This is a genomic window from Zoogloea sp., from assembly GCF_017302315.1.
GTDB lineage: Bacteria > Pseudomonadota > Gammaproteobacteria > Burkholderiales > Rhodocyclaceae > Zoogloea.
Genome location: NZ_JAFLDT010000088.1, coordinates 1 through 15640, shown reverse-complemented (window position 1 = coordinate 15640; position 15640 = coordinate 1). Strand labels below are relative to the sequence as shown.

Here is a 15640-nt window from a genome sequence, read left to right as displayed (position 1 = left end):
GGGGCTCTTCCGTTCTTGGCGGCTCCACGCTGACGGGGGGGGGGGGGGGCGGGGTGCCCGCCTGGCCCGGTGGGGGCGGCAGCGAGGGTGAAGGGCGGGATTCGACCGGCCCGGTGCTGGCGCAGCCGGCCAGCAGCGTTACCGCCACCAGCAGGCCAAGGACGAAAGCCGCGGGCTTCAAGCCTTCTCCGCGTCCTTCTCGAGGCGCGCAACGCGGCTCAGACTGCGGGTATAGAAAGCGGCGTAGCCGAGGCCGACAAGGGCCATGATGCCGGTGAGGAGCACAGGGCCCTCAGCCGGCTGGCCGGCCAGCACATTGGCGACGAAGGAGTAGCCCAGCACGCTGGCGGCTGCGAAGCCGCCGATGATGCGTACCAGGGCGAAGGTCTTTTGTTGCTTGAGGGAGGGCGAGGACATCGGGCGCAGAGTCAGGAAACCGGAGTGGCGCGAGGATCGGGCTTCTCCCCGTCCTCGTCAAGCACTCCGGCGCCTTACAGGATGCTCCGGCCCAGCCAGTAACCGCCGGCAGCGATCAGGCCCGAGCAGGGAATGGTCAGCACCCAGGCCCATACGATGTTGCCGGCCACGCCCCAGCGCACGGCGGCGGTGCGGCGCACCGAGCCGACCCCGACAATGGCGCCCGTGATGGTGTGGGTGGTGGACACCGGAATGCCCAGGCTGGTTGCCAGGAAGAGGGTGACCGCTCCACCGGTCTCGGCGCAGAAGCCGCCCACGGGTTTGAGCTTGGTGATGCGCTGGCCCATCGTCTTGACGATGCGCCAGCCCCCGAACAGCGTGCCCAGGCCGATGGCCAGGTAGCACAGAACCACTACCCACATGGGTACAGGATCGCCTTGGGCGGTGACGCCGGCCGCGAGTAGCAACATCCAGATGATGCCGACGGTCTTCTGGGCATCGTTGCCCCCGTGGCCGAGGCTGTACATGGCGGCGGAAACCAGTTGCAGGCGGCGAAACCACTTGTCCACCCGGCGTTGGGTCTTGTTGCGACAGATCCAGGCGACCACCACCAGGATCAGGGAGCCGAGCACATAGCCGAAAAGCGGCGAGATGATGATGAAGGAGACAGTCTTCCAGATGCCGGAGGAGATCAGCGGGTCGGTGCCGGCCTTGGCGATGGCGGCGCCGACGATGCCGCCGATGAGGGCGTGGGATGAGCTGGAGGGAATGCCGTAGTACCAGGTCACCACGTTCCAGGCGATGGCCCCCAGAAGCGCACCGAAGATCAGGTAATGATCCACCACCGATGGGTCGATGATGCCCTTGCCGACGGTGCTGGCCACCTTCAGCTGAAACACGAAGAGGGCCACGAAATTGAAGAAGGCTGCCCAGGCCACCGCCTGGTGGGGCTTGAGCACGCCAGTGGAGACGACGGTTGCAATGGCATTGGCCGCGTCGTGAAAGCCGTTCATGAAGTCAAAGAGCAGGGCGACGACGACCAGCCCGGCGATGACCCAGAACCCGATCTGTACGGTTTCCATGGTGGTGCTCAGGCGTTTTCGAGCACGATGCCTTCGACGATCTTGGCGACGTCCTCGCAGCGGTCGGTAATCGATTCGAGCTGCTCGTAGATGGCCTTCAGTTTCATGACCTGGAGCGCATCCCGTTCGTCGCGGAAAAGACGCGACATGGCGCCGCGCATGATGCGGTCGGCGTCGGTTTCGAGGCGGTCGATTTCCTGGCAGGTCTGGAGGATGGCGCTGGCGTTGTCCATGTTGGAGATGAGCCCGACGACGATCTTCACGCGGGTACAGCAGGACAGGCTCACGTTGGCCAGTTGCAGGGCTTCGGGGGTGATGCGCTGAATGTGGTAGAGCGTGGTGCACTCGGCAACGTCCTGGACGGTGTCGAGAATGTCGTCCATGGCGTTGATGAGGCTGTGGATCTCGTCGCGATCAAGGGGAGTGATGAAGCTTTTGTGGAGCTGGGCGACGGTTTCGTGGGTGATCTTGTCGGCAGCCTGTTCGATGGCCTCGATGGCGCTGATGTGCTGCTCTGCGCTGGCCATATCCTCCATCAGGGCGACGAGAGCCTGACCGCCGAGGACAATTTGCTCCGCATGGGAGTTGAAGAGTTCAAAAAAACGGCCCTCATGGGGCAGCAAGCGTCCGAACATGAAATTATTTCTAAATGATTTCTGTAATGTTTCATTTTAACAGAGCCGCTCCCCAACCATGCGTCGACTGTTGGGTGGCCGCAACGCCCGGGCTGCGCTTCAGCCAGACGGATTGCGGCCGTTACCCCCGACGGGGCCCGTTGTTCTTCACTGGGTTGGGAAGGTGTGATTCGCCATGGAGTGGTATATGCCGCTGGGAGGTTTGAAGCTGTCGGAGCTGATCGGGGCGCTCAGTCATGCCCTGGACATCACCGAGGGGCAGCCTGAAGGGCACTGTGTGCGCTGCTGCTGGATCGGCATGCACGTGGGCAAGGCCATGGGAATGTCCGACGAGGCGCTATGGGAGCTCTATTACACGCTGTTGCTGAAAGACCTGGGGTGCAGCAGCAATGCGGCACGGATCTGCCAGCTCTATCTTACTGACGATCTGTCGTTCAAGCGCGATTTCAAGATGGTGGATGGCAGTCTGCCCAAGGTGCTGAATTTCGTGATCGGGCATACGGGTCTGGGTACGGCACTGACTGATCGTTTCAAGGCGATTGCCCACATCTTCCGGAATGGTGACGGAATCGCCCAGGAGCTGATCGAAACACGTTGCACCCGGGGTGCAAGCATTGCGCGCCAGTTGCGCTTCGGTGAAGCGGTGGCCATGGGCATACAGTGTCTTGACGAGCACTGGGATGGGGGCGGGAGACCGGCACACCTGCAGGCTGAAGCCATTCCCCTGTACTCACGCATCGCTCTGCTGGCGCAGGTGGTGGACGTCTTCAATGTGTCGGACGGCATGGATGCCGCTTGCTGGGAGGTGGAGGACCGGTGCGGCAGCTGGTTCGACCCGGCGGTGGTCGCGGCCTTCCGGCGCGTGGCCGAATCGGCGGCGTTCTGGGAGCACCTGGCGGCACCCGATCTCGATAGGGCGGTGTTCACCCTCGAGCCGGGTCGCTTTGTGGTGCCACTGGATGAAGACTACCTCGACGAAATCGCCATCGCTTTCGGGCAGGTGGTGGACTCGAAGAGCCCCTATACGGCAGGCCATAGCAGCCGGGTGGCACTCTATGCCGACCGGATCGCCGAAGCGCTGGAGATCGATCCGGCGCGCCGACGATGGCTCAGGCGCGGCGCCCTTCTGCATGACATGGGTAAGCTCGGGGTGAGCAATGCCGTCCTCGACAAACCGGGCAAGCTGGATGCGGACGAATGGGCTGCAGTACAGCGCCATGCCCGCTACACGGAATCCATCCTGTCGCGGATCGATGCCTTTGGCGAACTGGCTAGGGTCTCCGGGGCCCATCACGAGCGTCTTGACGGCAAGGGCTATCCGCGAGGCCTGCAGGGCGACGCCATTTCGCTGGAAACCCGCATCATCACGACGGCCGACATCTTTGATGCGATTACCGCGGAGCGCCCCTACCGGGGGGCGGTGCCGGTGTCAAAAACCCTGGAGATCATGGGTGACGAGGTGGGGCGGGCCATCGACGCCCGCTGCTTCGATGCCCTGAAGCAGATTGTCGGGGGCCTCGATTTGAGCACGTGTTCGTAAACCCCCTCCACGGTCCGGTTTTGCCCCTGGGATGATCCCGCGGCAACCCATGCGCTTGCGCTTCCTGGTGTTGAATCGAAGCGCTCGCGACGTTTTTTCCAGGGCGTCGAGCCCGGGCGTCAGGCCCGGGGCTTGCGGGGTTTGAAATCACCCGCCGGACGGTCGAAACCGCCTTCCTTGCGGAATGGCTTCTTGGGCGGTGCGCCGCGGCCACCGGGGCCGGGACGGCCGCGTTCGCGGGCGGCTTCTTCGGGGCTGGCCAGACGGAGGTTGAGCGCCTGCTGACGCACCCGTGCCCGACGCAGGATCTGGATGATCTCGTTGGACAGATCGGCGGGCAGCTCTACGGTACTGTAGTTCTCGAAGAGATTGATCTGGCCGATGAAGCGGCTTTCGATGCCCGCCTCGTTGGCAATCGCGCCGACGATATCCTTGGGCGAGGCCATGTGTTCGCGACCCACGTCGATGCGATAGCGGGCCAGGCGACCTTCCGCGTAATCGCGGCGGCGTTCGAGGATCTCACCGCGGTTTTCACGGGGCTCGCGTGCCTCCCGGGGAGGACGCGCTTCGGGCTTGCCACTCGCGAGCTGGGCGATGTCGGGTCGTCCTGTTTCCGGCATCTGCAGGGGGCGGTCCTTCTGGGCAAGGAAGGCCAGGGCCGCGGCGATCTCGTGGATTTCGGCGTCGTGCTGGGCCTCCATGCCGGCGATCACATCAAGGAAGAAGCTCAGGTCTTCGGCTTCAAGTACCTCGGCCACCTGCTGGCGGAAGGCGGCGACACGCTTGTCGGCCACGGCCTCGCGGCTGGGGAGCTTGAGCAGTTCGATGGGCTGACGGGTCGCCCGTTCGATCTGGCGCAGGAGATGGGTTTCGCGCGGCGCGACGAAGAGGATGGCATTGCCCGCGCGCCCTGCGCGACCGGTGCGCCCGATGCGGTGGACGTAGGCCTCGGTGTCGTAGGGAATGTCGTAGTTGATCACGTGGCTGACGCGGGGTACGTCGATGCCGCGGGCGGCCACGTCGGTGGCGACGACGATGTCGAGGGTCTTGTTCTTGAGCTGCTCGATGACCCGCTCGCGAAGTTGCTGGGTCATGTCGCCATTGAGGCAGGCGGCGGCGTAGCCACGGGCTTCGAGCTTCTCGGCGAGTTCGACGGTGGCGGTCTTGGTGCGCACGAAGACGATGGCGGCGTCGAAGTCGTCCTCAACTTCAAGGATGCGGGTCAGGGCGTCGAGCTTGTGGGGGCCGGCAATCTGCAGGAAGCGCTGATGAATGGTGGAGACCGTGGCTGTGGCGGCCTTGATCTTCACCTCCTTGGGGTCGCGCAGGTAGCGATGGGCAACCCGGCGGATGGCATCCGGCATGGTGGCCGAGAAGAGGGCCGTCTGGCGCTCCGAGGGGAGATGCTGGAGGATCCACTCCACGTCATCGATGAAACCCATGCGCAGCATCTCGTCGGCCTCGTCGAGCACCAGGGTGCTCAGGTTGTCGAGGTTGAGGCTCTTGCGCTCGATGTGGTCCATGACCCGGCCCGGGGTGCCGACGATCACGTGGGCGCCCCTTTGCAGTTGGCGCAACTGCACGACCATGCTCTGGCCGCCATAGATGGGGAGCACATGAAAGCCCGGCATCTTGCTGGCGTAGCGCTGGAAGGCTTCGGCCACCTGAATGGCCAGTTCGCGGGTGGGCGCCAGGACCAGCACCTGGGGGTTGCGCTTGCTGATGTCGACACGGTCGAGGGCGGGCAGGGCGAAGGCCGCCGTCTTGCCGGTGCCGGTCTGGGCTTCACCCAGGATGTCGTGGCCTGCAAGGAGGTGCGGAATGCAGGCCGCCTGGATGGGGGAGGGGGTTTCGTAACCGATCTCGGCGAGGGCCGCAAGAATGGGGGCCTGGAGATCGAGCTGGTCGAAACGTTCGATGGGAGCAGTCATGGGAACGGGGCGCGGGCCGGGTGAAAGGTGAAGCGGTCTTGGGCCCGGGGAAAGAAGCGGCTTCAGATAAACCGCGATTTTACCGGAAGCTCACCCGGCCGTCCCGTCAGCGGCTCACGGATTCTTTACGGTTGTTGCATCCTGTCCGAAAAGAATGCGGCGGGATTCCTCGCTGACCGATGGCGCCGTATTGATGTTTGCCGCGAGGGCGTAGGCACGCTGGGTCGCCGGGCGCTGCTGAATGGCCTCGAACCAACGCTTCAGATTCGGAAAATCGTCCAGGCTCTGACGCTGGCGGGCGTGGGGCACGATCCATGGGTAGCAGGCCATGTCGGCAATGGAGTAGTCCGGGCCGGCGATGAAATCCCGGTCTGTCAGGCGTTTGTCGAGTACGGCGTAAAGACGCGCGGTTTCCTTCACGTAACGTTCGATGGCGTAGGGGATGACTTCCGGCGCGTACTGGACGAAGTGGTGGTTCTGGCCGGCCATGGGGCCGAGGCCGCCCATCTGCCAGAACAGCCATTGCAGGGTGTCGATGCGGACGCGGGGGTCGGTGGACAGGAAGCGCCCGCTCTTTTCGGCCAGGTAAAGGAGGATGGCGCCGGACTCGAAGACGGAGATCGGTTCGCCTCCCCCTGCCGGGGCGGTGTCGACAATGGCCGGGATGCGGTTGTTGGGGGCAATGCGCAGGAAGTCCGGCTGGAACTGTTCGCCCTTGCCGATGTGGATGGGCAGGATGCGGTAGGGCAAGCCACTCTCTTCAAGGAAGAGGGTGATCTTGTGGCCGTTGGGGGTGGTCCAGTAATAGAGGTCGATCATGGTCAGTGCACTCAGGCGGCAGGGCGGTGTTCGGTGGCCAGCACCCAGGCGGCGTCGAGGCCGCGAATGGGAATGCGGGGGTCGGTGGGGATGCGGCCGGCGAGCTGGAGCTGCTGGTAGCGCATGCAGGTGACCCGCAGGAAGGACGTAAAGTTCGCGTGTTCGTCGAGCCGACCACTCGTCACCAGCTCGTCGTAGAGGCGGCTGACCAGCTGGGGGACGCTGAGGGCGTCCCGTTCGCCGATTTCCTCGAGCACGGCCCAGAACAGGTTTTCCAGGCGCAGGCTGGTGGCAACACCGTGCAGACGGATCGAGCGGCTGCGGGTGGCGTACAGCTCCGGGTCGGCGCTGATGAAGATCTGGCACATCGTCGCATGGCTCCTGAAACGGGGAATGCCCCCGTCAGACCATTGTAGGTGCTGCGGGGGCGTGTGCCGAGTTGGGGACAATCCTGATCTGATCAGAGGCTGATCTTGGTACCGAGGACGACCAGGAACTGGGCCAGCCAGGCCGGATGGGCCGGCCACGCGGGCGCGGTGACCAGGTTGCGGTCGGTGATGGCCTGATCAATGGGAATGGCGGCATAGGTGCCGCCCGCCAGTTCGACTTCGGCCTGGCAGGCGGGATAGGCCGAGCAGATGCGGCCTTCGAGGACACGCGCGCCGGCCAGGAGTTGGGCGCCGTGGCAGACGGCCGCCACCGGTTTGTCCGTGGCAAAGAAGTGCCGCACAGCCTCGGTCACCGCGGGGAACATGCGCAGGTACTCGGGGCCGCGGCCGCCGGGAATCACCAGGGCGTCGTAGTCCTGGGCGCGGATCTCGGCAAAGGTGGCGTTGAGGGTGAAGTTGTGACCGCGCTTCTCGGTGTAGGTCTGGTCGCCCTCGAAATCGTGGATGGCCGTGGCAATGGTGTCGCCGGCCTTCTTGTCGGGGCATACGGCATGCACCGTATGGCCAACGGAGAGGAGGGTCTGGAAGGGCACCATGGTTTCGTAGTCTTCACAGAAGTCGCCGCAGATCATCAGTATTTTGGCCATGCCTGTCTCCATGTGGGTTGGGGTGGAGGGAGTGTGGCGCGGGCCGGAAGGGGCCGGGTGGTAGCCGGTTACTGCGGGGCGGCGGAGGGCTGACGGGCGAGCCGGGTTTGGTCATCATGGCGGCTTTGTGCGGAGTTTCTTGATGGCCTATGCAATCCCCCAGCCGATCCTGGCTGCCGTTTCAGTGCAGGGCGGCGATGCGCTGTTTCCGGTGCGCCGTATCTACTGTGTCGGGCGCAACTATGCCGCCCACGCCCGTGAGATGGGCTCCGACCCGACCCGCGAACCGCCCTTCTTTTTCTGCAAGCCGGCCGATGCCGTGGTGCCGGTGCACGCCGGCCGGATCGTCGATCTGCCCTATCCCCTTGCCACGTCAAATCTCCACTACGAAGTCGAGCTGGTGGTGGCCATCGGGCGCGGCGGTGTGAACATTCCGGTGGATGAGGCGGCAGCCCATGTGTGGGGCTACGGCGTGGGGCTGGACATGACCCGCCGGGATCTCCAGTTCGCACTCCGCGACAAGGGCCGGCCGTGGGAATTGGGCAAGGCCTTCGACCGTTCTGCGCCCGTCGCGCCCCTGGTGCCGGCCGCTGCCGCCGGCCCGATGGATCAGGCGCCGATCTGGCTGAAGGTCAATGGACAGTTACGCCAGTCGGCGCAGGTGGCGGACATGATCTGGTCGGTGCCCGAGATCATTGCCAACCTGTCCACCTACTTCCGGCTGGAGCCAGGCGATCTGATCTTTACCGGGACCCCGGAGGGTGTCGGCCCGGTGGTGGCGGGGGATGTGATCGAAGCCGGCGTGGACGGAATCGGGAGCCTGTCGGTGCGTATCGTCTGAGGCGTGGCAGGGTGCGCACCCTGCCTGGGGCGTCAGTCGAGTTCGCTGCGAAGGGCGTCGGCCCAGCAGTTGGGCGTCTCGAAGAGACGCACCCGCTCCAGGCGCAGGTGATTGCCGTAGACATCCCGGTACAGGGGATCAAGGATGCGGAAGGCCTCCGCCGCCAGGTTTTCCGCGGTGGGCACCACATCGAGCAGCACGGTCTTGTGGCCGGGCATGCTTTGCAGGAAGTTCACCACGGCGGTGTCGCCCCGGTAGGCCAGGAAAGCGTGGTCCCACACATCGACCACATGCTGCTTGGCGACCGCCTTGACGTCGGCAAAGTCCATCACCATGCCATTCACCGCCTCTCCGGTCGCCTGGATGATCTCCCCCGAGAGGGTGATCTCCAGCGCGTAGCGATGGCCGTGGAGATGGCGACACTGGCTGGCATGGTCGGGAATGCGGTGGCCCGCGTCGAATTCCAGGCGGCGCGTGATACGCATGGGGTACACCGGTCGTGAAAAAAGGTCCCGTAGTATACGCGACCTCGTTTTGAAGCCGGATGCCCGCATGAATTCCCCTCGCCAGATGCTCACGGTGACTGACCACAACCGCAGCTTCATCGACCTGACTTACGTCTATCCCGTCGTGTCGCGGCGGGCCGGTGGCGTGTCGGTGGGCATCAACCTGAACCCCAACAATGCCTGCAACTGGCATTGCGCCTATTGCCAGGTGCCGGGGCTGGTGCGTGGCGCGGCGCCGGAGATCGATCTTCCGCTGCTGGAGCGCGAACTGAGCGGGTTTCTGGATGAGCTGATCCGGGGCCGGTTCATGGAGGAGCATGTGCCGCCGGAAGCCCGGGTAATTCGCGACATTGCCTTTTCGGGCAACGGAGAGCCGACCGGATGCCGGAATTTCGGCGAGATCGTCGAGCGCGTGGTGACGATCCGCGATACGGCAGGCCTGTCGGAAGTACCCATCCGCCTGATCACCAACGGTAGTCTGGTGCACAGACCCGAGGTTCAGGATGCTCTGAAGGCGCTTTCACGCGCAGGCGGGGAGGTGTGGTTCAAAGTGGATGGCGGAACTCGGGAAGACATCGCACGCATCAACGGCGTTGACATCAAGCCGCAAGCCCATGCGCAACGGCTGGCCCTGTGTGCGTCCCTGTGCCCGACCTGGGTGCAGACCTGCCTGTTCCGCTGGGACGGGGCGTCACCTACGCAGGCATTCATGGATGCCTACATGGATATCCTGAAAACGGCTGGGACGGCGTCGTTGAAAGGCATCCTCCTGTACGGGGTTGCCCGGCCGTCCTTCCAGCCTGAAGCGGTACATCTGCAGCGCCTGAGCCCCGAGGAACTCGAAGCCATCGCCACGCGACTGAGGGACGAGGGGCTGGCCGTTGCGGTCAGCCCCTGACCCGGGCCTGCATCAGTGGGCCACGCGTTCCTTCTTCTTGGCGCGGGCTTCCTTCTTCAGGGTCTTGAACAGCTCCGGATTGGTGCTCTTCAGGTACTCGACGACTTCCACGTCATCCTTCTTGATCTTGCTGATGTCCACCTGCTCGATATGGACAAGGCGCAGCAAGGCTTGCACGGGGCGGGGAATGTTGCGGCCGCTCTCGTAGCGGGAACCGCCACTCTGGGTCACGCCGATCTTGGACCAGAACTGGGACTGGTTCATGCCCAGCTTGCGGCGGATTTCACGTACATCAACTTTTTCAGTAGTCTTCATTTGGCCATCCTCAAGGGGTTACTCTGTTAGTTTTAACAACAGGCTAGCTGTTGCGGAATATAACTTTCGTTATATGTCGAAAAGTATAGATCACTACTCGCAACTCATACAACGACATATTTGCATGGGCTAGGGTTTTCCACATCTCAATTTCGTGACATGGCGCACATCACTCGAAAGAAACTCGAAGCTGCAAGAGATCGCGATATCCGCTAAGATCACGCGCTTTCCACATCCACATCTTCTTAGAAGTCAAGATGGCGCTCATAGTTCAGAAATATGGCGGCACTTCCGTCGGCAATCCCGAACGGATCAAGAATGTTGCCAGGCGGGTCGCAAAGTCCCACGCCCAGGGAAACCAGATGGTGATCGTCCTGTCCGCGATGAGCGGCGAGACCAATCGCCTGATCGCCCTGGCCAAGGAAATCAGCCCCAATCCCAAGCCGCGCGAACTCGACGTGGTGATCTCCACCGGCGAACAGGTCACCATTGGCCTGCTGTGCATGGCCCTTGAAGACATGGGCGTCAAGGCACGTAGCTACACCGGCGGCCAGGTGCGCATCCTCACCGACGACGCCTTCACCAAGGCCCGCATCCTCGATATCGATGGCGACAACATCCGTCGTGATCTCGACGCTGGCGCGGTCGTGGTGGTGGCGGGCTTCCAGGGTGTCGACGAAGCCGGCAACATCACCACCCTCGGCCGTGGTGGCTCCGACACCACCGGTGTCGCCCTGGCGGCGGCCATCAAGGCCGACGAGTGTCAGATCTATACCGACGTGGATGGGGTGTACACTACCGACCCCCGCGTCGTTCCGGAAGCCCGCAAGCTGGACACCATCACATTTGAAGAGATGCTGGAAATGGCCAGCCTCGGCTCCAAGGTGCTGCAGATCCGCTCGGTGGAGTTCGCCGGCAAGTACAAAGTCAAGCTTCGTGTTCTCTCCAGCTTCCAGGAAGAAGGTGAGGGCACCCTGATTACCGTAGAGGAAGACAAGAACATGGAACAGCCGATCATCTCCGGCATTGCCTTCAACCGTGACGAAGCCAAGATCACCGTGCTGGGCGTCCCCGACAAGCCGGGCATCGCCTACCAGATCCTCGGCCCGGTGGCGGACGCCAATGTGGACGTGGACATGATCATCCAGAACGTCGGCCACGATGGCACCACCGACTTCTCCTTCACGGTGAATCGCCCTGACTACGACAAGGCGATGAAGATCCTCGAAGGCGTGCAGACCCACATCGGCGCCCGCCAGATCCACGGTGACCGCACCATGGCCAAGGTGTCCATCGTCGGCGTCGGCATGCGCTCCCACCCGGGCGTCGCCTCCCGCATGTTCCGTACCCTGGCCGAAGAAGGCATCAACATCCAGATGATCTCCACCTCCGAGATCAAGATCTCGGTCGCCATCGACGAGAAGTATCTGGAGCTGGCAGTCCGCGTGCTGCACCGCGCCTTCGGTCTGGATCAGGCCGCCGCCTGATTTGACGAGCATCTGCGCCTTGTCTATAATGCGCAGCTCTTGCGGAGGAGAGTTGGCCGAGAGGTCGAAGGCACTCCCCTGCTAAGGGAGCATGCGAGCCAAAACTTGCATCGAGGGTTCGAATCCCTCACTCTCCGCCAAGAACCTGTTTCAAGCAAAAAGCCCTGAGCAATCAGGGCTTTTTGCTTTTCCGGAGCGGACGCTCCCCGGTGGTCGATACTGACTCGCGGCGCCTTTGTTCCCGGCTCAATCCAACAAGCATCGAGTGACAGGCGCCATGCCCCGGCGTGTCTCCACACAGGATCATCATGAACGATCAACAAGACTCATCCCGGCAGGCTTTGCGCTTCGCCCGGACCATCAGCGCCAACCGGGTGTGGCTGGCTGCCGGACGGCGGGTTGCCATTCTCGGCGAGGAGTTCCGGATCTTTGGCTACATCACGGATTCGTGCCTGGGCCAGGAGGCCCATTGGCGGCGCCGGACCGGCGAGGTTCGTGATGCCCTCGAGCAGCGCATGCTGCAGGAGCAGGGCGCCCGGCTGGAGCAGGCGCTGGAGTCGGCCATCACCGAGGTCACCGCCTACCTGGAGGCCTGCCGGGCCGAGGGGCTGGAGCCCAACCTGCGCAAGCTCCGGGAGTTCTGGTCCTGCGGCGATCTGGACCTGGGCAGCGTCGGAAAGGGGCTGGCCCAATCCCTCCATGACCTGCGCGCCAGGCAGCGCCAGCGGGATCTGGCCGAACAGATCGGGCGCTCCCTCAAGCTCTCCGACTATCCCGACACTTTCCCGGCGCGGCGTCGTGCCCGCAAGCTGATTGCAGTGCTCGGGCCGACCAACTCGGGCAAGACCCACGATGCTTTCGAGCGCCTGGTCACGGCGTCGTCCGGCGTGTATCTGGGGCCGCTGCGCCTGCTGGCCCTGGAGGCCTTTACCCGCCTCAACGAGGAGTTCGGCGTCAGTGCCTCCCTCATCACCGGGGAGGAGCGTCGCATCGTCGAAGGAAGCCGGGTGACCGCGTCCACCATCGAGATGCTCGACCCGGGCACCGAGATCGATGTGGCGGTCATCGATGAAATCCAGATGCTCAGCGACCCGGACCGGGGCTGGGCATGGACCCAGGCCGTCGTTGGCGCCAACGCCCGCGAGGTGTGGCTGGTGGGCGCCCTGTCGGCCGAGCCGGCCATCGTCGCCCTGGCCGCGCGTCTGGGCCTGCCCCTGGAGATCCGGCGCAAGGCGCGCAAGCACCCGCTGTCCGTCGGCCAGCCCCTGGCCAACGAGGCGGCAGGGGCCCTGCGCCGGGCCCGGCCGGGGGATGCCTTCATCGTGTTCTCCCGGCGCGACGCCCTCAATCTGCGGGACGACCTGCTGGCCCTGGGCAAATCCGTGGCCTGTATCTATGGCGCTCTGTCGCCGGAGGTGCGTGAGCGCGAGGCACACCGCTTCGCCGGGGGCGATGCCGACATTCTCGTGGCCACCGACGCCATCGGCATGGGCCTGAATCTCCCCATCCAGCGGGTCGTGTTCACCGCCGTACAAAAGTACGACGGCACCACCCGCGACACCCTGTCGCCGTCATTGCTGCAGCAGATCGGCGGCCGCGCCGGGCGCTTCGGGCACCAGGAAGAAGAAGGCCTGGTGGCCGGGCTGACCCCCGCTGAGCACAAGGTGGTGACTTCGCTGATGAAGGCCCCGCAGCCCCCGCTGGAGACCATGGGTTTCCAGATCACGCCGGGCAGTGCCTACCTGGAACAGCTGGCCGACATGTCCGGCGACACCCGCCTTGAGGCCCTGCTGTCCCTGTTCCAGCTCCATGCCGATTGCGGCGACGGCTTTTTCCGGCCCCACGTCCCGGAAGAGCAACTGGCCCGGGCAGGGCAGTTGGACCGGATGAAGAAGCTGTCACTGCACCTCAAGCACGTCTTTTCCATGGCGCCCATGGCCGCCCAGAACGAGACCATCGACGGGGTGTGGCGGGGCTGGGCCTATGCGGCCAACCAGGGCAAGTCGATCCGGCTGGACTTCCTGCCCGACTCGCCACGGCGGGCCTCCCTTGAGGAGGCCGAGACCACCGTCCGCCTGTTGGCCGCCTATCGCTGGTTCGCCTACCGCCTGCCCGAGCTGTTCGTCGACCTGGAGTTGGCCGACATGCACCTGGCGCCGTGGATCTCGGTGGTGGACGGCCACCTGCGCAGCCGCTACCGGCAGGGTGTCGGCGGCGGTCGCAAGGGTGTACCGAGCTGGTACTGGCCGGTGCGGCACTGATCGCCCGGGGGGGGGGCAATCATCGGGTCAGCCGCTTCACCTCGCCGCCGCAGCTCGCGGCCACCCGCGCGTACTCCTCGGGGGTGTCGATGAGGGCCTGGGCCGCATCCACCTTGTTCATCTCCCGCCGGATATAGGGTGCCCAGCGCTCCTCCAGTTCCTGCTGGAGGCGCGCACGGGCCTGGCCGACGGGGCCGCGCCAGGGGCCGTCGGTGACGAAGCGGCGCTTCAGGGTGTCGGCAAGCTCCTGTTCAATCCGCAGCAGATGCGCCTGATAGGCGCGAACGTGGCGAAGTTCGTGTTCATGGATCTCCTTGTAGGCACAACTGCCCGGGGGAAATTCCCTGGCCACGTAGACCGTCATGGGACTGAAGCCGTAGGTTACGGTGAGCTGCGGGCTGGCGCATTCCCAGCGCCCGCCGGGGTCGGTGTAGGCCGTGATGCGGGACTCGAAGCGCACGGTGGCGGTGCCGCGGGTGAGCCCGAGAACCTGCTTGCCCGCCGGCAGGTTGCGCGGGCCGATCAGGGTGAGGGTGCGATAGCTGCTGCGGGTATCCAGGGTGATGGGCTCTTCGTGGCGTTTCAGGGTCACCGAGGGGCTGGGTAGCTGGTCGCAGCGGTCGGCAGCGCTCGCTCCGCTGGATACGCCCAGGGCGATTGCGACAGATGCCAGCGCCGGCAGGTAGCACATGATTGCCCAGCCGGAGGTGGCGATGCGCCGGGGCGGGGCGCAGACCATCATAGGTTCTTCAGCCGGCGGTACAAGGTCCGTTCACTGAGGCCGAGCTTGGCCGCGAGGGCCTTGCGCGAGCCCCGGTGGCTGCGCAGCGCGGCGGCCAGATCGGCGTCGTCGGACTCGGGCTGGTCGAGCGAGCGCCCATGGGCGGCTGTGGCGGTGGTGGCGTCGGGCAGGGCGGAGGACGGATCTTGCGGATGCTGCAGCTCGGCAGGCAGATGCCGCCGCTGCACCGTATCACCATCACACAGCAGGCTCGCCCGCTCCAGGATGTTGCGCAGCTCCCGGATGTTGCCCGGGTAGGTGTAGGTACTCAGGCAGGCCAGGGTGTCGGCGGCAATGCGCAGCTTGCGGTCTGGTGCGACGCGCTCCAGCAGGGCTTCCGCCAGCAAGGGGATGTCGTCCTGGCGCTGGCGCAGGGGCGGAAGACAGATCGGGAAAGTGTTGATGCGATAGTACAGATCCTGGCGGAACTGGCCTTTCTCGACCAGGCTCTTCAGGGGGCGGTGGGTGGCCGAGATCAGGCGGATGTCGGCACGCATGAGCTCCGTGCTGCCCACCCGGCGATAGGTGCCGGTTTCCAGCAGGCGCAGCAGTTTGACCTGCATGCTCAGGGGGATGTCGCCCATCTCGTCGAGAAACAGGGTGCCACCGCTGGCGGCCTCAATCAGCCCCGTCTTGCGGACATTGGCGCCGGTGAAGGCCCCCCGTTCATGGCCGAAGAGCTCGCTCTCAAACAGGGTTTCGGTGAGGCCGGAGCAATCCACGGCGACAAAAGGCCCCTCCCGGCGCCGGCTGGCGTCATGGATGGCCTGGGCCACCAGCTCCTTGCCGGTGCCCGATTCGCCCTGCAGCAGCACGGTGGCCTCCGACGGGGCGACCCGCGCCACGAGCTCCAGCATGGCCCGGAAGGCCGGTGCCCGCCCGATCAGTCCCTGCGCGCCGGCCAGTCCCCGGGCCACGGGCAGGGGCTCAAGCTTCTCGATGAAGTAGGCGATCTCCCCGGTGCTGTCGCGGATCGGTGACAGCTCGATGTTCTCGTAGCTCTCGCCCGCCGAGGTGTGATGCAGATGCACCACCCGCTCCCGCTGCCCGGATTTCAAGCTGTGGGCCAGGGGGCAGGAATCGCCGGCCTG

At 64.7% G+C, this 15640-nt stretch carries 17 protein-coding genes and 1 tRNA gene; 6 read left to right on the top strand and 12 right to left on the bottom strand.

Annotation, left to right across the window (positions count from 1 at the left end; translation table 11 throughout):
• From J0L98_RS18520 to J0L98_RS18505, 4 genes are all read right to left on the bottom strand, one after another.
• On the bottom strand, nucleotides 1-181 hold a 181-nt coding region (locus J0L98_RS18520; protein ID WP_296413398.1), incomplete at its 3' end, for a hypothetical protein.
• Nucleotides 178-417, bottom strand: a complete 240-nt coding sequence (locus J0L98_RS18515) for a hypothetical protein (RefSeq protein WP_296413397.1) — start codon at nucleotides 415-417, stop codon at nucleotides 178-180. The genes J0L98_RS18515 and J0L98_RS18520, both read right to left, overlap by 4 nt.
• A gap of 74 nt (nucleotides 418-491) precedes the next feature.
• On the bottom strand, nucleotides 492-1499 hold the full coding sequence (locus J0L98_RS18510; RefSeq protein WP_296413396.1) for an inorganic phosphate transporter: 1008 nt from the start codon (nucleotides 1497-1499) through the stop codon (nucleotides 492-494).
• Between the two features lie 8 nt (nucleotides 1500-1507).
• Nucleotides 1508-2134, bottom strand: a complete 627-nt coding sequence (locus J0L98_RS18505; RefSeq protein WP_296413395.1) for a DUF47 domain-containing protein — start codon at nucleotides 2132-2134, stop codon at nucleotides 1508-1510.
• Nucleotides 2135-2321: 187 nt separating this feature from the next.
• On the opposite strand from J0L98_RS18505, the gene J0L98_RS18500 reads away from it, so the two are divergent.
• Complete coding sequence (locus J0L98_RS18500; protein WP_296413394.1) at nucleotides 2322-3674, top strand: HD-GYP domain-containing protein; 1353 nt, start codon at nucleotides 2322-2324, stop codon at nucleotides 3672-3674.
• 119 nt (nucleotides 3675-3793) lie between these two features.
• Here J0L98_RS18500 and J0L98_RS18495 read toward each other — a convergent pair whose 3' ends face one another.
• The 4 genes from J0L98_RS18495 to J0L98_RS18480 all read right to left on the bottom strand — a co-directional run bounded on the left by J0L98_RS18495 (nucleotide 3794) and on the right by J0L98_RS18480 (nucleotide 7460).
• A complete protein-coding gene (locus J0L98_RS18495) occupies nucleotides 3794-5605 on the bottom strand; it encodes a DEAD/DEAH box helicase (RefSeq protein WP_296413392.1) in 1812 nt (603 codons plus the stop codon).
• 114 nt (nucleotides 5606-5719) lie between these two features.
• Entirely contained in the window at nucleotides 5720-6424 is a 705-nt protein-coding gene (locus J0L98_RS18490; RefSeq protein WP_296413390.1) for a glutathione binding-like protein, read from the bottom strand.
• Between the two features lie 11 nt (nucleotides 6425-6435).
• Complete coding sequence (locus tag J0L98_RS18485; RefSeq protein ID WP_296413388.1) at nucleotides 6436-6792, bottom strand: ribbon-helix-helix domain-containing protein; 357 nt, start codon at nucleotides 6790-6792, stop codon at nucleotides 6436-6438.
• Between the two features lie 92 nt (nucleotides 6793-6884).
• Nucleotides 6885-7460, bottom strand: coding sequence for a DJ-1/PfpI family protein (locus J0L98_RS18480; protein WP_296413387.1), 576 nt, complete (start codon nucleotides 7458-7460; stop codon nucleotides 6885-6887).
• Between the two features lie 142 nt (nucleotides 7461-7602).
• On the opposite strand from J0L98_RS18480, the gene J0L98_RS18475 reads away from it, so the two are divergent.
• Nucleotides 7603-8301: a fumarylacetoacetate hydrolase family protein gene (locus tag J0L98_RS18475; RefSeq protein WP_296413386.1), complete on the top strand. Its 699-nt coding sequence runs from the start codon at nucleotides 7603-7605 to the stop codon at nucleotides 8299-8301.
• Nucleotides 8302-8333: 32 nt separating this feature from the next.
• Here the strand turns inward: J0L98_RS18475 and queD are convergent, their stop codons facing one another.
• On the bottom strand, nucleotides 8334-8786 hold the full coding sequence (gene queD / locus J0L98_RS18470; RefSeq protein WP_296413385.1) for a 6-carboxytetrahydropterin synthase QueD: 453 nt from the start codon (nucleotides 8784-8786) through the stop codon (nucleotides 8334-8336).
• Nucleotides 8787-8853: 67 nt separating this feature from the next.
• Between queD and J0L98_RS18465 the strand changes: the two genes are divergently transcribed.
• Nucleotides 8854-9705 (top strand): radical SAM protein, encoded by an 852-nt coding sequence (locus J0L98_RS18465; RefSeq protein WP_296413383.1) that lies wholly within the window; start codon nucleotides 8854-8856, stop codon nucleotides 9703-9705.
• A 12-nt stretch (nucleotides 9706-9717) separates the two neighbouring features.
• On the opposite strand, the gene J0L98_RS18460 is transcribed toward J0L98_RS18465, so the two are convergent.
• Nucleotides 9718-10020: a helix-turn-helix domain-containing protein gene (locus tag J0L98_RS18460; RefSeq protein WP_296403052.1), complete on the bottom strand. Its 303-nt coding sequence runs from the start codon at nucleotides 10018-10020 to the stop codon at nucleotides 9718-9720.
• Nucleotides 10021-10277: 257 nt separating this feature from the next.
• On the opposite strand from J0L98_RS18460, the gene J0L98_RS18455 reads away from it, so the two are divergent.
• The 3 genes from J0L98_RS18455 to J0L98_RS18445 all read left to right on the top strand — a co-directional run bounded on the left by J0L98_RS18455 (nucleotide 10278) and on the right by J0L98_RS18445 (nucleotide 13768).
• Entirely contained in the window at nucleotides 10278-11507 is a 1230-nt protein-coding gene (locus J0L98_RS18455; RefSeq protein ID WP_296413381.1) for an aspartate kinase, read from the top strand.
• A 46-nt stretch (nucleotides 11508-11553) separates the two neighbouring features.
• Nucleotides 11554-11647, top strand: a tRNA-Ser gene (locus J0L98_RS18450).
• A 168-nt stretch (nucleotides 11648-11815) separates the two neighbouring features.
• Nucleotides 11816-13768: a helicase-related protein gene (locus J0L98_RS18445; protein ID WP_296413379.1), complete on the top strand. Its 1953-nt coding sequence runs from the start codon at nucleotides 11816-11818 to the stop codon at nucleotides 13766-13768.
• Between the two features lie 19 nt (nucleotides 13769-13787).
• Here J0L98_RS18445 and J0L98_RS18440 read toward each other — a convergent pair whose 3' ends face one another.
• On the bottom strand, nucleotides 13788-14510 hold the full coding sequence (locus J0L98_RS18440; protein WP_296413378.1) for a hypothetical protein: 723 nt from the start codon (nucleotides 14508-14510) through the stop codon (nucleotides 13788-13790).
• On the bottom strand, nucleotides 14507-15640 hold a 1134-nt coding region (locus J0L98_RS18435; protein ID WP_296413377.1), incomplete at its 5' end, for a sigma-54 dependent transcriptional regulator. The genes J0L98_RS18440 and J0L98_RS18435, both read right to left, overlap by 4 nt.

Bases quoted from the DNA above. Each gene is read 5' to 3' on its own strand.
- J0L98_RS18500 (WP_296413394.1), top strand. From the start codon at position 2,322: ATGCCGCTGGGAGGTTTGAAGCTGTCGGAGCTGATCGGGGCGCTCAGT.
- J0L98_RS18515 (WP_296413397.1), bottom strand. From the start codon at position 417: ATGTCCTCGCCCTCCCTCAAGCAACAAAAGACCTTCGCCCTGGTACGC.
- J0L98_RS18480 (WP_296413387.1), bottom strand. From the start codon at position 7,460: ATGGCCAAAATACTGATGATCTGCGGCGACTTCTGTGAAGACTACGAA.
- J0L98_RS18475 (WP_296413386.1), top strand. From the start codon at position 7,603: ATGGCCTATGCAATCCCCCAGCCGATCCTGGCTGCCGTTTCAGTGCAG.
- J0L98_RS18490 (WP_296413390.1), bottom strand. From the start codon at position 6,424: ATGATCGACCTCTATTACTGGACCACCCCCAACGGCCACAAGATCACC.
- queD (WP_296413385.1), bottom strand. From the start codon at position 8,786: ATGCGTATCACGCGCCGCCTGGAATTCGACGCGGGCCACCGCATTCCC.
- J0L98_RS18510 (WP_296413396.1), bottom strand. From the start codon at position 1,499: ATGGAAACCGTACAGATCGGGTTCTGGGTCATCGCCGGGCTGGTCGTC.
- J0L98_RS18455 (WP_296413381.1), top strand. From the start codon at position 10,278: ATGGCGCTCATAGTTCAGAAATATGGCGGCACTTCCGTCGGCAATCCC.
- J0L98_RS18495 (WP_296413392.1), bottom strand. From the start codon at position 5,605: ATGACTGCTCCCATCGAACGTTTCGACCAGCTCGATCTCCAGGCCCCC.
- J0L98_RS18505 (WP_296413395.1), bottom strand. From the start codon at position 2,134: ATGTTCGGACGCTTGCTGCCCCATGAGGGCCGTTTTTTTGAACTCTTC.
- J0L98_RS18485 (WP_296413388.1), bottom strand. From the start codon at position 6,792: ATGTGCCAGATCTTCATCAGCGCCGACCCGGAGCTGTACGCCACCCGC.
- J0L98_RS18460 (WP_296403052.1), bottom strand. From the start codon at position 10,020: ATGAAGACTACTGAAAAAGTTGATGTACGTGAAATCCGCCGCAAGCTG.
- J0L98_RS18440 (WP_296413378.1), bottom strand. From the start codon at position 14,510: ATGATGGTCTGCGCCCCGCCCCGGCGCATCGCCACCTCCGGCTGGGCA.
- J0L98_RS18465 (WP_296413383.1), top strand. From the start codon at position 8,854: ATGAATTCCCCTCGCCAGATGCTCACGGTGACTGACCACAACCGCAGC.
- J0L98_RS18445 (WP_296413379.1), top strand. From the start codon at position 11,816: ATGAACGATCAACAAGACTCATCCCGGCAGGCTTTGCGCTTCGCCCGG.